This window comes from Streptomyces sp. P6-2-1 (assembly GCF_050613165.1).
GTDB lineage: Bacteria > Actinomycetota > Actinomycetes > Streptomycetales > Streptomycetaceae > Streptomyces.
The window spans coordinates 2,925,939-2,940,325 of the sequence record NZ_CP192513.1; the positions used below are offsets into that span (position 1 = coordinate 2,925,939).

A 14,387-nucleotide genomic window follows, 5' to 3' on the forward strand; every position below is an offset into this window, starting at 1 on the left:
GCAGGCGCGGGGGCGGTCACTCCCGTGCGGGATCACTCCCGTGCGCGGCCACCCTCGCGCGCGGCCACCCCCGCGCGGGGCCACCCCCGCGCGGGATCACTCCCGTGCGGTCGCGCGCAGGGCCAGGACCATCAGCGCCGCCCCCGCGCACAGGCCCCCCGACGCGAGCCACACCACGTCGTACGAGCCGAACGTGTCGCGCGCGACTCCGCCCAGCCACGCCACCAGCGCCGCCCCCAGCTGGTGCGCGGCCAGCACCCAGCCGAAGACGATGGCGCTGTCCTCGCCGTAGTACTCACGGCACAGGGCGACCGTCGGGGGGACCGTGGCGACCCAGTCGAGGCCGTAGAAGACGATGAAGAGGAGCATCGGCGGTTCGTCCCAGGCGCGCAGCAGGAGCGGGAGGAACAGGAGGGACAGTCCGCGCAGCGCGTAGTAGACGGCGAGGAGGCGGCGGGCGGGGAAGCGGTCGCTGAGCCAGCCGGACGCCACCGTGCCGACGACGTCGAAGACGCCGATCACGGCGAGGAGCGAGGCGGCGCCCGTCACCGGCATCCCGTGATCGTGCGCGGCGGGGACGAAGTGGGTCTTGACGAGGCCGTTCGTCGAGGCGCCGCAGATCGCGAAGGACCCCGCGAGCAGCCAGAACGGGCCCGTGCGGGCGGCCCGTACGAGGATTGTCACGGCGCGCCGCGCCGCTCCCGTCGCGGGCGGCGGCTTCGGTACGAACGTCCCGGCCCCGTACGGCGAGAGCCCCACGTCCGCCGGGTGGTCGCGCAGCAGGAGCCACACGAGCGGGACGACGGCGGCCGCCGTGAGCGCCACCGTGATCGAGGCCGGGCGCCAGCCGTGGTGCTCGATCATCCAGGAGAGGAGGGGCAGGAAGACGAGCTGGCCCGATGCCCCCGCCGCCGTGAGGATGCCCGTGACGAGGCCGCGCCGCGCGACGAACCAGCGGTTGGTGACGGTCGCCGCGAAGGCGAGCGCCATCGAGCCGCTGCCGAGACCGACCAGCACGCCCCAGTACAGGATGAGCTGCCACGAGGTCGTCATCGTGACGGTGAGCGCCGAACCGGCCGCGATGACGAGCAGCGCGAGCGCCACGACCCTGCGGATGCCGAAGCGGTCCATGAGCGCGGCGGCGAACGGCGCCGTCAGCCCGTACAGCGCGAGGTTGACCGAGACGGCGAAGCCGATCGTCCCGCGCGACCACCCGAACTCGCCGTGCAGCGGGTCGATGAGCAGCCCGGGGACCGACATGAAGGCGCCCGCGCCGACGATCGTCACGAAGGTGACCACGGCGACCCACCACGCGCGGTGCATCCGCGGCGACGTGGCGGGCGACGGGGGCGGCGCGAGGTCCTCTGTCTGCGTCATGCGGTCAGCCTCGCGTGCGCGCGCACCCGCCACCATTGGCCCGAAGGACACGCTTCGCTAGGATCGGGCCATGCGCAGGACCGCGGGGAGCCCCCGCCCCCACCGTGTCGTCGTCCTCGCCCTGGACGGCGTCCTTCCCTTCGAACTCGGCATCCCGCAGCGGATCTTCGGGCGCGCGAAGGACAGGAGCGGTGCCCCGCTCTACGAGGTCGTGACGTGTTCGGCGCGCCCGCCGGGCCCGGTGCGGGCCGAGGCCGACTTCGCGATCATGGTCGCGAACGGGCCCGAGGTCCTCGCGAGCGCCGACACCGTGCTGATCCCCGCGAGCTACGAGCTGGGCCCGGTCCACGAGGAGGGCCGCCTCACGCCCGAACTCGCCACCGTGCTCGGGCTGATACGTCCGGGGACGCGTCTCATGTCGATCTGCACGGGCAGCTTCGTGCTCGCGGCCGCCGGGGTGCTCGACGGCCGTCCCGCCGCCACCCACTGGACGTCGGTGGCGCGCTTCCAGCGCCTTTTCCCGCGCGTCGCCGTCGACCCGGACGTCCTCTTCGTCGACGACGGGGACGTGCTCACCTCGGCGGGCGTGGCCGCGGGGATCGACCTGTGCCTGCACGTCGTACGCCGCGACCACGGCGCCGCCGTCGCCGCCGAAGTCGCCAGGCACACCGTCGTACCGCCCTACCGCGAGGGCGGGCAGGCGCAGTTCATCGAGCGGCCCGTGCCCGCCGAGCACGGCGATTCGACGGCCCCGGCCCGCGCCTGGGCCCTGGAGCGGCTGCACGAACCGCTGCCCCTGCACCGGCTCGCCGCCGAGGCCGCGATGTCGGTACGCACCTTCACGCGCCGTTTCCGCGAGGAGACGGGCGAGAGCCCGGGCGCGTGGCTGACCAGGCAGCGCGTCGAGCAGGCCCGCTACCTCCTGGAGACGACCGCGCTGCCGATGGAACGGGTCGCGGAGACCTGCGGGTTCGGCAGTGCGCAGTCACTGCGCCAGCACCTGCGTGCCACGCTCGGCGTCACCCCGACCGCGTACCGCCGCACCTTCCGGGGCGGCGGGGGCGGGAGCACCGGGACCGGGCACGCGGGGGGCGGGGCTGCCGGGGGCGGGAACGCCGGGGGCGCGGGCGGCAGAGGCCCGGGCGGCAGAGGCGGCGGCCCCGGGAGCGGCGGCCCCGGGAGCGCGGGCCGCAGGGGGCCGGGCGGCGGGCGCGGTGCCGCTCAGGCCGAGGAGCGCCCACAGCCTGTGGACAGCGCGCGGGCCGCGAGCAGACAGGCGGCGGGGGCCTGACGGTCCACCTCGCACCAGATGCTCTTCCCGGCCCGCGCCGGGCTCCAGCCCCAGCGGTCGGCGAGGCACTCGACGAGTTCCAGGCCGCGGCCGTGGGTGTCCGCCTCGGCGGCGTGCCGCGGCTGCGGGGCGCGCGTCGACTCGTCGCAGACCTCGACCCGTACCGTACTGACCGCGGGCCGCGGGATGTCCGGCAGGCACATGCGGAGCAGCGCGGGCCGCCCTGTGTGCACGACGGCGTTCGTGACGAGTTCGGAGACGAGCAGTACGAGGGTCTCGGCGACCGGCTCGTCCGCTCCTATGCCCGAGCCGGCGAGCCGGGAGCGCACCCACCTGCGGGCACGGCCCACCTCGGCGGGATCGGGACCGATTTCGAGCTGCACCTGTAGCACCTGCACCGCTCACACCATCCGAACCGGCGGACGCGGGGTCCGCCGCCGCTGTGCACTGTGGATCACCGACCGTGATCCCGGGGAGAGACAGCATGGTTGACGTTCTGTCACCCCAACAAGCGCTTCGGGCATATTCCCGCGCGAAGGAGTACGTCTGAGGCATACTGTGCGACGCACTGCGCGGGGAGTCGAACAGCCCGGCGTATCCATCCGCCCTGCTCGGCCCCCCAGGGAACCCCGTACCACTCGCATTGCACAGAAGGTACCGGAGCGGCCACCCGAAGCCACCCCGCGACAACACACGGTGAGCACCCCGGGGCCATCCCCGCAGGACAGCGCCCCGAAGCGCGCACGTGTTCACCAGGTGACGCGGCCCCTCTCGCGCACGGGCCCGCGAGGCCCCGGCACGGAGCCCCGCGGGTTCACGCCGAGAGCGGGCTCATGTCCTCCAGGAGCGCCGAGCCCACGTCCGGGTACACCTCGAAGAGCCGGCGCACGCCCAGCGCGGAGAGGACCCGGTTCACGTGCGACCCCTCCTCCGCGCCTCGCGCGGGCAGCACGATCCGCAACCGCCCGTGACAGGAGCGCATGAGCCGCCGCGCGGCGATGAGCACACCCACCCCGCTCGAATCGCAGAAGTGCACCTCGGACAGGTCGAGCACGACACTGTGCCGTCCCCGCGCCACCGCCTCGTGCACCCGCTGCCTGACGGCCGGCGAGGAGACGAGATCCATCTCTCCCGCGACGCGCAGCACGGCCCAGCCGTCCCGCTCCTCGTCGGTGACCTGGAATTCCACGTCCTACGCCTTCCGCTCGACTTCCGCCTCCGCGCTCCGGAAGCTCCCGTTCCGCTTCTGCTCTTCGGTGAACCCGCCGCTACCCCGAGGACCTTCCCCGAAACCGCCGTGTACGCCGTCACACTTCCGCCACGCGCCCCCCTGCGCCCCCGCACCCCCTGTGAAGGACGCACGGAGCGGGGGCCTGGTTCATCGGACTTCCCCGCTTCTGTCACGTGCGGGGGTGAACCGGGCAATTCGTCCGCCCTTTACCACCTCCAGGCTCGCAGAGGGCGCACATTGCCGTAAAGAAGCGCAGGGAAGCACGGGGGGCCCTTACATTCGGGGCGCGGGAGGGGATGATGGCCTGAACAGCGGTGCGAGCGGGGGCGCGCCCGGACAGCCAGGGGGTCTTCGGCCGATGGAGGAGGCACGCCGCCGCGACGCGCGACTGCGGCAGCGGCTCGAACGCGGGGAGGCGGCGGCGCTCGGCGAGCTGTACGACCGCTTCGCGCCGCTCGTGCACGGCCTCGCCCGCCGCGTCCTCGGTGACGACCAGGCGGCCGCGCAGGTCACGCATGACGTCTTCGCCCGGGTGTGGGAGGCGCCCGAGCGGTACGAGCCGGCGCGCGAGCCGCTCCGCTCGCACCTCGCGGCGCTGGCCCGCGTCGAGGCCGTACGGCGGCTGCGGCAGTCCGAGTCGGAGGCGCTGCTCGGCGCGGAGGCCGGTACGCGGGAGGGGCTGGCCCGCGCGGAGGCGGCCGAGACCCGTATCCACCGTGCCGCGGCCGCCGCGCGCGCCGACTACATCGCACGCGCGATGCCGCGCCCGCTGCGCGAGGCGATCGACCAGGCGTACGCCCACCGCAGGAACTACCGCCAGACCGCCGCCGACCTCGGCATCACCGAGGAGGAGGCCCGCCGTCGGCTCCGCCTGGGCCTCCAGCTCCTCTCCACCGCCCACGACCTCCCCCTCCCGGACGCGGGGGAGCCCCCCAGGTGACCGGGCGCGCGGCGAAGCGGCAGGGCGGGAGCGCGCGGGACCGGGGGGCCGGGCGAAGGGAGCGCGCGGGCGGGCAACGGGACCGCGCGGGCGGACGACGGGACGGCGAGGCGACGGGAGGCGGGGCCACGGGAGGCGGGGCGACGGGAGGCGGGGCCACGGGAGGCGGGGCGACCGGCGCGGGCCGGGGCGAATGCGCCGGCGAATGCGCCGCTCCCGGCGCTCCGGCCGAGGGCGGCGGCCCCCGTACGGCCGCCGCTCCCCTGGGCGCGGCCCGCGCGCCCCTGACCGGCTCGCGGGCCGCTGGGGCCGCCGCGGGGTCCGGGTCCGCCGCGCCCGGCGTGGACGCCGGCGACGGTGGGCAGGCGGGCGGTATGGGTGAGGACCGGGACATGGGCGCGGAAAGGGAAGGGGACGGCGGTGCGGGGCCCGCCTTCGTCACGTACACCTCCTTCGGGGTCTCCGGGATCGATCCGCTGCTCGGGGATCACCGGCTGTTGCGGTCGCTGCTCGGGGCGTGGGCGCTCGCCGCGTGCTCGGCGAAGGAGGCGCTCGCCGTCGAGACGCATCTCGGGGTGTGCGGGTCCTGTGCCGACGAGGCGCTGCGGCTGCGGGACGCGGTGGGGCTGCTGCACCCGCAGGAACCGCTCGACCTCGATCCCTCGCTGCGCGCCCGCGTGCTCGCGCGCTGCCTGGAGCGGCGGCCCGCGCGCGTCCCCCTCCCGGTCTGGGCGGAGCCGTACGACACCGAGACGGCCCGGCTCGACGCCCTGCTCCAGAGCCTCGGGGACGCCGACTGGCACGCCCCTGTCCGGCTGCGCTGGTGGACGCCCGAAGGGCCTGCGGGGCGGCGGACGACCGTCGCCGGGGTCATCGCGCACCTGCTCGCCGTCGACGGTCTGGTCGCCACGGCGATCGGCCTGCCGGAGCCGCTCGGCGCGCACGCGCCGGGGATGCCCGTCCCGCCGGAGGAACGCACCGAGCGGTACTGGGCCGCGCTCGGCGCCCCGCCGACCCGTGCCGCGCACGTGCCGTGGCGCGAGCAGACGCACGCGCTCGTGCGCACGGTCGGCTTCACGGACGGCGAGGGCCTCGGCTCGGGCCGCTCCCCCGTCCCGTACGGCGGCTTCTCGCTCCCGTTGCGCGATGCCCTCCTGGAGCGGGCCTTCGAGACGTGGATGCACGCCTGGGACATCGCGACCGCGGTCTCGTACCCGTACGAGGCCCCCGTGGGCCCGCACCTGCGGCGGCTCATCGACCTCGCGACCCGCCTGGTCCCGCAGACACTCGCCGCGTTTCCGCCGCAGGAAGCGGACACCCCCTCCGGCGTACGCGGGACGCTCCGCCTGGAGATAGAGGGACCCGGCGGCGGGGTCTGGCGGATCGGCGTCGATCCGAAGGCGGACGACGCGGCGGGCCCGTACGAGGACGTGGCCGAAGTGCGGCTCGACGGCGTCGAGTTCTGCGAGCTGGCCGCCGGGCGCCTGGCCCCGGAGAGCGCGGCGCTCGGGCAGGAGGGGGACCGGGGGACGATCCTGCGCGTGCTGCGGGCGACGGCGGCGCTGAGCAGGCTGTAGGACCGGCGGAGCGGCCCGGCCGCCGGGCGGAGCGGCCCGGCCGCCGGGCGGAGCAACCCGGCCGCCGGGCGGAGCAACCCGGCCGCCGGGCGCGGCACGCATCTCCCGCATCGGCCCCGCCTCGCCCCGCCCGGGCCCGATCCGCCCCGCCCGGGCCCGATCCGCCCCCGGCGGGCCCGGTCCCGTCGGGCTCCACTCAGGCGAAGACGACTGTGCGGCGCCCGTTGAGCAGGATGCGGTGCTCGGCGTGCCACTTGACCGCGCGCGCGAGCGCCTGGCACTCGACGTCGCGGCCCGTGGCGACGAGCTGGGCGGGGGTCGCCGCGTGCGTGACGCGCTCGACCTCCTGCTCGATGATCGGGCCCTCGTCGAGGTCGGCGGTCACGTAGTGCGCTGTCGCGCCGATGAGCTTCACGCCCCTGGCATGCGCCTGGTGGTAGGGCTTGGCACCCTTGAAGCTCGGCAGGAAGGAGTGGTGGATGTTGATGATCCGGCCGCTCAGCCGCTTGCACAGGTCGTCCGAGAGCACCTGCATGTAGCGGGCGAGCACGACGAGTTCGATGTCCTCCTCGGCGACGAGGTCAAGGAAGCGCCGCTCCGCCTCCGCCTTGCCGTCCTTGGGGACGGGGATGTGGTGGAAGGGCACGCCGTAACTCGCGGTCAGCCCGCGGAAGTCGGTGTGGTTCGAGACGACGGCGGCGATCTCGACGGGGAGCGCGCCGCTGCGGGAGCGGAAGAGCAGGTCGTTGAGGCAGTGGCCGAACCTGCTCACCAGGATCGCGACCCGCATCCGCTCCCCCGCCCGGTGGATCTGCCAGTCCATCCGGAACGCCTCGCCGATCGCGGCGAAGCTCGCGCGCAGCTTGTCGAGCCCGGCCGCCTCACCGTCCTGCCCCGCCGCGTCCACCGAGAAGCCGACGCGCATGAAGAACAGCCCCGTGTCCGCGTCCCCGAACTGCTGACTGTCCTCGATGTTCCCGCCGGTCATGAAGAGGAAGCTGGAGACGGCGTGCACGATCCCCTGCTTGTCGGGGCAGGACAGCGTCAGCACGTAACTGGAGGTGGGTGCGGCCGGGGCGGCGGAGCCGGCGACCGGTGCGGGCTGCTCAGTCATGCCCGCCAGGGTCCCACACCGGAGGGGGTACGGGGGCGCGCTGTCCGGCACGCGGGACCGGGAGCGGGCGGGAGCTTCGTACGGGCCGTTAAAGGCCGTTAAAGGCCGTACGCGTCCGCACGGCCGAGGCGCGTCCGTACGGACGGGGCGGCGGGCCCGTAGGGCCGGGGGGCGGCGGCCCCGTACCGCGCGCCCCGCTCACCGCTCGCCCCCCACCGGCCTCGCGGGCCGCCCGTCGCCTCAGGCGGTCCGCAGGAGGGTGCGCAGTTCGCTCAGGGTGCGCGGGGGCTGGTCGGGGTCGTCGCCGTCGGCGAGGGCGAGGCGGACGTGGGCGGCGCGGCAGGCGGCGAGGGCCTCGGGCCAGTCGGGGTGCTGGAGGTAGGTGGCGGCGGGGGCGTCGGGGCCGACCTGGTGCAGGATGCGCAGCACGCGCAGCACGGCGGCGTCGACGAGCGTCGTCTCCTCGCTGTCGCGGAAGACCGAGCCCAGGTAGCGCTCGGCGGGCCAGTTGTCGAGCCAGGTGTCCTCGACGAGGCGGTACACGGCGTCGGTCACGTCCCCGTACTCCTCGCGGCCCGCGAGCCAGTACTCCTGCTGGAACGCCGGGTCGGAGAGCATGTGCAGCGCGGAACGCACGGTGCTGCGCCAGCGCCACCACGGCATGTCGTTGAGTGGCATGCCCCCCATGCTGGAGGAGCGGCGGCTGCGGTGTGAAGGGTTCTCCGGGCTTTGCACGGTCAGTGATCGTACGTTCCGCCCGGAACGCGCCGTACCGGTCCCCCGCTGTTCACCCGCCCGTCACCGGGTGTTGACCGTGGGTAGCGCGCCGGTTGGCGCGCGACGACAAGGCTGCGGCGCCATGACCAGCGGCCCGCTCCCGATACATCCCCGGCATATCCGACGTACCCGGCTCGGATCCCGCCCCGCGCCCGGCCGGTGGCGCGGGGCCCGTAGCCGTTTCCGCGCCCCGCTCGCCGGGACGCTGTGCGGGCTCCTGCTCCTGAGCGGCTGCGGACTGCTGCCCGGCGGCGGGGACAAGGACGGTCCCGTGACCGTCATGACGTGGGCGCCACTGCACACCACGGGGACCAACGCGCCCGGGATGACCGCGATGGCGCGCGCCTACGAGCGGTGGGTGAACGCGGAGGGCGGCATCGGGGGGCGGAAGCTGCGGGTGCTCGTGTGCGACGAAGGGAACGAGTCGGTCGCCGCGGCGGAGTGCGCCCGGCGCGCGGTGCGCGAGAAGGCGGTCGCCGTCGTCGGCTCGTACAGCGAGCAGGACGCGGCGATCTTCTCGCCGATCTCGCTCGCGGGCATCCCCTACCTCGGCGGGTACGGGATCACGCAGGAGGAGTTCGTCAATCCGGACTCGTACCCGGTCAACGGCGGGCTGCCCGCGCTGATCGCCGCGCAGGGCGCGCAGCTCGCCCCGGACTGCGACCGCGTGGTGCTCGTCCGCCCGGAGGGCATCACCGGGGACACATGGCCCGAGCTGCTGCGCGCCGGGCTGCGGGACGCGGGCGGCGCGGGCGAGGTCGTGGACCTGCCCGTGCCCACCGCCTCCAGCGACTACACGCCGCAGGCCGGGCAGGTCCTCGACCGGCTCGCCCCTGCCCCGGCGGCGCGGCGCTGCGTGAGCGTGGCGCTCGGCGACAGCACGGCGGCGTTCATCGACTCCTTCCGCCGCGTGGCGCCTTCGGGCGGCACGGGGGCGGAGGCGGGTACGGGTACGGGGGCGGAGGCGGGTACGGGGGCCGATGCGACGCCCGCCGTGCGGGTCGGCTCGGTGCTCGGGAGCGTGAGCCAGCGGCTCGTCGACAGGTCCGGGGGCGCCTCGGGACCGTACGAGGGGGCGGCGGTGACGGGGTGGTACCCCCCGGCGTCCGACCCGCGCTGGGCCACGATGAAGAAGGTCATCACGAAGCACGCCTTCGGCGACAACGCGATCGACCCGGCGGACGCCGGGGTGCAGACGACGTGGATCGCGTACACCGCGCTGCGCCGGATCGTGGAGTCGCTCGGCAAGGGCCCCGTGACCGCGAAGACCGTGCGCGACGCGCTCGACAAGGGCACGAAGGTCACGACGGGCGGCCTCACTCCCACCCTGAGCTGGGGCAACGACTACGCCCGCTCCGTCATCGGCTACCCCCGCACGGCGAACACCCGCGTGACCCACCTGGAGATCCGCGACGGCCAGCTGGTCGCCACGAAGGGCACGGGGGACGGCCCGGGAGCGACGGGCGACGCCAGAGCGGCACTGGAACGCGAACCGGCGCGGGCAGGACGGGGGTGACGGGCCGAGGCCGACAGACAGCAGCTGGCAGACGGCAGCTGGCAGACGGCAGACGGCAGCTGGCAGACGGCAGCTGGCAGCTGGCAAGCGGCAGCTGGCAAGCGGCAGGCGGCAGCTGGCAGGCGACAGGCAGCCGCTGGCAGACGGCAGACGGCAGACGGCAGACGGCAGACGGCAGACGGCAGACGGCAGACGGCAGACGGCAGACGGCAGACGGCAGACGGCAGACGGCAGACGGCAGACGGCAGACGGGAACTTCCGTGGGTTGGCGTCCGTTGTGGCCCGTCGGGGGGACACGCATCCCCTAGGGGAAAACCCTCACCCCCTCCCTGACACCCCCCTGAGAAAACCCTGAGGCTCCCTGCCCTTCACAAGCCCGCGCCCCCTACACCCGGCCCGGGCATCCCGGGCACCCCGGGCACCCCGGGCGCCCCCCACGACGCCCCACGGCCTGGCCCTGCACCCGGTCCAGCCCGAACCCCGACTCCGGGCGCCCCGGCCCCGGCCCGCCCATCCGGCTCAGCCCCGGCCCATCCGGCTCAGCCCCGACTCCGGGCCCCGGCTCAGCCCCGACAGCGGCCCCCACAACTCGCCCCTACAGCTGGCTCTTGTCCCGCTGCGTCAGCTGGTACTTCGACGCGATCGCGTTCCACAGCCCCGAGGCCTGCTCCTTCGCGCTCGTCGCCTGGCCGCTCGCCCGGTCGCCCGCGTTGCGCTGGTTCGTCGAGCGGGCGTGGCCGCCTCGGCAGCCGCCGTGCTTCGCGGTCTGGTCGGCCCAGGCGGCGTAGTGGTTGTCAGCCGTGGCAGAGGCGTGCCAGGCACGGGTGAGCGCGCTCGTGAGCTGGCCGTGCTGCGGGAGCTTGTCGAGCGGCAGCTCGCCGAGCCGCTTGACGAGGTCGTTGCGCTGCCGTGCCGCGTCGCGCAGGTCCGACGCCGCCTTGCCGAGGTCCTTGCAGGAACCGATGTTGCCGACCGAACGGACCACGGCGTCACGGCTGTTGTTCGAGTCGGCGAGGAGTTTGTCGAGGCCGACGGCCTGTTCCTTGACCGGGTCGGCCGAAGGTGAGGGCTTCGTGCTCTCGCCCTCGCCCTGCGCGTCGTCGCCGTCCTGCTGTCCGGCGGAAGCGGTCGCGGAGACCGGCGAGGTCTTCGCCTCGTCGTCGCTCCCGCCGCCCCCGACGAGCGCGCCGACACCGAGGCCGAGCGCCACGACACAGACCCCGCCTATCGCGATGAGCAGCCCCTTGTTGCGGTTGCCGCCGCCCCCGCGCGCGGGCTCCTCGTAGCCGTTGTCGTAGCCACCCGCGCCGTAGCCGTTGCCGTACGCGGCGGACGGCGGCGCCTGCCCGGGGCCGCCCGGCTGCTGCGGGTAGCCGTACCCGCCCGGCTGCTGCGGGTAGCCGTAGGCGGGGGGCGGGGGCGCTTGCGGCGTGATGGCCGGCATCTGCGTCGTCGCGCCCTCGCCCTCGGCCCGGAAGAGGCTGTCGAACTCGGCGGGCGGCTGCGTGGGCGCTTCCTCGTACGGGGAAGGGGCCGGGGGCTGGGCGGGCCCGCCGGGGAACTGCGGGGCGCCGCCTCCGGGAACGGGCGGGATGTACTGCGTCGCCTGCGCGTCGGGCCCTGCGTCCGGCACGGGGGGCTGGGGCTGCGCGTAGTACGGGTTGTCCTGCCCCGCCGCCTCGGGCGGCAGCGGGCCACCCCCCGGCACGGGCGCGATGTACTGCGTCGCCTGGTTGTCGGCGCCGCCGGGTGCGAGGGGCTGGATGAACTGCGTCGCCTCCGCGTCGCCGCCGCCCTGGGGGCCGTGCGGGGACTCGAAGGGCGGCGGGTAACCGTAGCCGCCGGTGGGGGCCGGGGTGTGCGGGTAGCCGTAGCCACCGGAGTGTGCGGGGGGCTGCGGGTTCCCGTACGGGTCGTAGCCGGGCTGCGGTGCCCAGGGGGTGCCGTCGGCGGGCGTCCCCGAGGTGCCGGGGTACGGGACACCTTCGCCCTCGGAGGGATGCGGCTGCCCGCCATGACCGCTCTGCGCCACCGGAACTCCTACGAATGGGGGACCCTGGGAATCGTCGGGTCACGCTACCCGGTCTCTCAGTGCCCCGGCCACGCGCGCACCCGGCCCGGGCCGTCGCCGCAGGTCACCGTGGACGCAGCACGCGAACAGCGGAGGAACGGATGATGTCCGGCGGGCGGCGCCCGGCCGTCAACACCCCTCCCGGTCCGACAAGCTGACGAACCAGCTGTGAGGCTGCCGTGCGACTCCCGTGCGGCTTCCGCAGGACTCCGGTACGGGGCGCCGCACGACACCCGTACGTGGCGCCCCGTGCGACGCCGTACGGCTCCCGCACGACGGGCCCGTACGCGGCGTCCGCCCCGGCGCCGGCCGGGCCCGGCGGGGCGGTCACCGTACGTCGCACGGGGTCCCGCTCCGTACCCCGGAAGCGGACCGGCCCGCGCGGGTCAGGGCGGCCGCCCTCCCGCACCGTGGAGGACGACCGCCACCCGCCCGGGCCGCCGCACACCCGGACTGCCACCCGCCCGGGCCGCCCCCCATCCGGGCCACCGCCGGGTCGCCCCCCATCCGGGCCACCGCCGGGTCGCCCCCCATCCGGGCCACCGCCCGGGCCGCCACCCGCTCGGCCCGCGAGCCGTTCAGGCCGCCGCGCGCAGATCGAGACGGGCCCCGAACTCCCGTACCACCGACTCCTCCCGATAGGGGTCGAGCCGCTGCCGGAAGTCCTCCAGGTACTCCGCGCCGCGGTCGGAGCGGAGCGAGGCGAGGAGTTCGGCCGCGTGCAGCGCGGTGCGGCAGCCCTCCTCGATCTCCCGCTGCTGGACCTGCGCCGTCGCGAGCAGCACGTACCCGATCGCGCGGCGCCGCGTGCGGCTCTCCGGGTGGCCCGCGAGCGCACGGCCCGCCGCGCGCTCCGCCTGCTCGGGCTCGCCGAGATCACGGTGGCAGTGGGCGAGTTCGTCGGCGAGGTACGCCTCGTCGAAGTGCGCGATCCACTGCGGATCGCCGTCCCTGTCCCTGTCGCAGTGCGCGAGTTCGTTCTCGGCGCGGTCGATCGCCTCGTGTGCCGCGCGCCGGTCGCCGAGCAGCGCGTGCCCGCGCGCCTCGGCCGCGTGGAACATCGACCGGGCGCGAGGCGTGGCCTGCCCCCGCGTGCCCTCCTGCGCGGCCCGCGCGAGCTGCGCGATCTCGCGCGGGTTGCCGAGCTGCGCCGCGAGGTGGCTCATCGAGGCGGCGAGCACGTACCCGCCGTAGGCCCGGTCCCCGGCGGCCTGCGCGAGCCGCAGCGCCTGGATGTAGTAGCGCTGCGCGAGCCCCGCCTGCCCGGTGTCGACGGCCATGTAGCCGGCGAGTTCGGTCAGCCGCGACACGGCGGCGAACAACTCCCGTCCCACCGGCTCCCGGTAGGACCCCGAGAGCAGCCCGGAGACGACGCTGTTGAGGTAGTGCACGACGACGGGGCGCACATGCCCGCTGCCGTACTGGTGGTCGAGCCGGTCGAGCGCCGTCGTCATGGCCCGTACCGCGGCGACGTCCGAGGCCCCGACCCGCGGCCCGCCACTGCGCGCGACCTGGCTGTCGGGCATCGAGATGAGCCAGTCCCTGCTGGGCTCGACGAGCGCGGACGAGGCGACCGACGAACCCGTCAGGAAGTCCCTGCGCCCCACGTCGCTGCGCCACAGCTCGCAGACCTGCTCGATCGCCCCCGGCACCGTCGGCGAGAACTGGAGGCCGACGCCGGAAGAAAGGTTCTTTCCGTTGGCCATGCCGATCTCGTCGATCGTCACGGTCCGCCCGAGCTTGCGCCCGAGGGCCTCGGCGATGACGGCGGGCGCACGGCCCCGCGGCTGCTGACCCCGCAGCCAACGGGCCACGGACGTCTTGTCGTACCGCAGATCGAGTCCGTGCTCGGCCCCGCAGAGATTGACCCTGCGGGCGAGACCGGCGTTGGAGCAACCGGCCTCCTGGATGAGCGCCTGGAGCCGTTCGTTCGGCTGGCGTGCGACTAGCGGCCTCGCGGCCATGATGAAACCCCCAATAAGTACGCCTGGAACCCGCGCCGGTACGCGCCCGCGGTACGGCCCGCGGCCTCCTCCGTGGCTCGCGAGCGCGCTCGCGCTCGGCTCACGGGGTCGGTCGTGCGGTCGTGGTCGCGGTCGCTGTCCCGGTCACGGAGCCGAAAGGCGTGGTCGTGGACTGGGTACTGGACTGGCTTGCTGACCTGGGCCCGCCCCGGCGGGCGACCCGCTGGGGCGGGCACCTGGCCGGTCCGGGCCGTGTATCTGACCTGCTGGGCGGCGTGCGCTGCGCCACCTGGCTGATCACTGCCCTGCGGACAAAGCGAAGATGCGCCCCAAAGGGGACCTATCCGGTATTACTTCTCCCCTCCCGGCGTGTCGCACGGAGCGGCGGGACGAGCTGGAGGCGGGCGGGACGCGTCGGGGTGGGGCGGGGGCGGCTCCGGGACGGGGTGAGGTGGCCTGGGGTGAGGCGGGGCGGGGCGGCGGGGCGTGGGGCGGCGTCGGGTGGTACGGGGCGCGCGGTGCGGTCGGG

11 protein-coding genes are annotated in these 14,387 nt (G+C 75.1%); 4 read left to right on the top strand and 7 right to left on the bottom strand.

Annotation, left to right across the window (positions count from 1 at the left end; genetic code table 11):
* Nucleotides 1-96: 96 nt before the first annotated feature.
* The gene (locus ACQYWQ_RS12600; RefSeq protein ID WP_431034540.1) at nt 97-1,377 is read right to left on the bottom strand and encodes an MFS transporter; all 1,281 of its coding nucleotides are present in this window, start codon (nt 1,375-1,377) and stop codon (nt 97-99) included.
* Nucleotides 1,378-1,447: 70 nt separating this feature from the next.
* Between ACQYWQ_RS12600 and ACQYWQ_RS12605 the strand changes: the two genes are divergently transcribed.
* Nucleotides 1,448-2,668, top strand: a complete 1,221-nt coding sequence (locus tag ACQYWQ_RS12605) for a GlxA family transcriptional regulator (protein ID WP_431034541.1) — start codon at nt 1,448-1,450, stop codon at nt 2,666-2,668.
* On the opposite strand, the gene ACQYWQ_RS12610 is transcribed toward ACQYWQ_RS12605, so the two are convergent.
* Both ACQYWQ_RS12610 and ACQYWQ_RS12615 read right to left on the bottom strand, forming a co-directional pair.
* On the bottom strand, nt 2,599-3,066 hold the full coding sequence (locus ACQYWQ_RS12610) for an ATP-binding protein (RefSeq protein WP_431034543.1): 468 nt from the start codon (nt 3,064-3,066) through the stop codon (nt 2,599-2,601). The two genes, ACQYWQ_RS12605 and ACQYWQ_RS12610, sit on opposite strands and share 70 nt — an antisense overlap.
* 416 nt (nt 3,067-3,482) lie before the next feature.
* Complete coding sequence (locus ACQYWQ_RS12615; RefSeq protein ID WP_431034545.1) at nt 3,483-3,857, bottom strand: STAS domain-containing protein; 375 nt, start codon at nt 3,855-3,857, stop codon at nt 3,483-3,485.
* Nucleotides 3,858-4,257: 400 nt separating this feature from the next.
* Here ACQYWQ_RS12615 and ACQYWQ_RS12620 point away from each other — a divergent pair, with 400 nt between their 5' ends.
* Nucleotides 4,258-4,839, top strand: a complete 582-nt coding sequence (locus ACQYWQ_RS12620) for a sigma-70 family RNA polymerase sigma factor (RefSeq protein ID WP_431034546.1) — start codon at nt 4,258-4,260, stop codon at nt 4,837-4,839.
* 392 nt (nt 4,840-5,231) lie between these two features.
* Complete coding sequence (locus ACQYWQ_RS12625) at nt 5,232-6,416, top strand: maleylpyruvate isomerase N-terminal domain-containing protein (protein WP_431034548.1); 1,185 nt, start codon at nt 5,232-5,234, stop codon at nt 6,414-6,416.
* 196 nt (nt 6,417-6,612) lie between these two features.
* On the opposite strand, the gene purU is transcribed toward ACQYWQ_RS12625, so the two are convergent.
* Nucleotides 6,613-7,530 carry a formyltetrahydrofolate deformylase gene (gene purU / locus ACQYWQ_RS12630; protein WP_431034549.1) on the bottom strand — a complete coding sequence of 306 codons (918 nt, stop codon included), beginning with the start codon at nt 7,528-7,530 and terminating at the stop codon, nt 6,613-6,615.
* A 240-nt stretch (nt 7,531-7,770) separates the two neighbouring features.
* Nucleotides 7,771-8,271: an SCO4402 family protein gene (locus ACQYWQ_RS12635; RefSeq protein WP_431039167.1), complete on the bottom strand. Its 501-nt coding sequence runs from the start codon at nt 8,269-8,271 to the stop codon at nt 7,771-7,773.
* Nucleotides 8,272-8,389: 118 nt separating this feature from the next.
* Between ACQYWQ_RS12635 and ACQYWQ_RS12640 the strand changes: the two genes are divergently transcribed.
* On the top strand, nt 8,390-9,823 hold the full coding sequence (locus ACQYWQ_RS12640) for an ABC transporter substrate-binding protein (protein ID WP_431034550.1): 1,434 nt from the start codon (nt 8,390-8,392) through the stop codon (nt 9,821-9,823).
* A gap of 595 nt (nt 9,824-10,418) precedes the next feature.
* Here ACQYWQ_RS12640 and ACQYWQ_RS12645 read toward each other — a convergent pair.
* Nucleotides 10,419-11,855, bottom strand: a complete 1,437-nt coding sequence (locus ACQYWQ_RS12645) for a hypothetical protein (RefSeq protein ID WP_431034552.1) — start codon at nt 11,853-11,855, stop codon at nt 10,419-10,421.
* 617 nt (nt 11,856-12,472) lie between these two features.
* Nucleotides 12,473-13,858, bottom strand: coding sequence for a transcriptional regulator (locus tag ACQYWQ_RS12650; protein WP_431034553.1), 1,386 nt, complete (start codon nt 13,856-13,858; stop codon nt 12,473-12,475).
* Nucleotides 13,859-14,387: the final 529 nt, after the last annotated feature.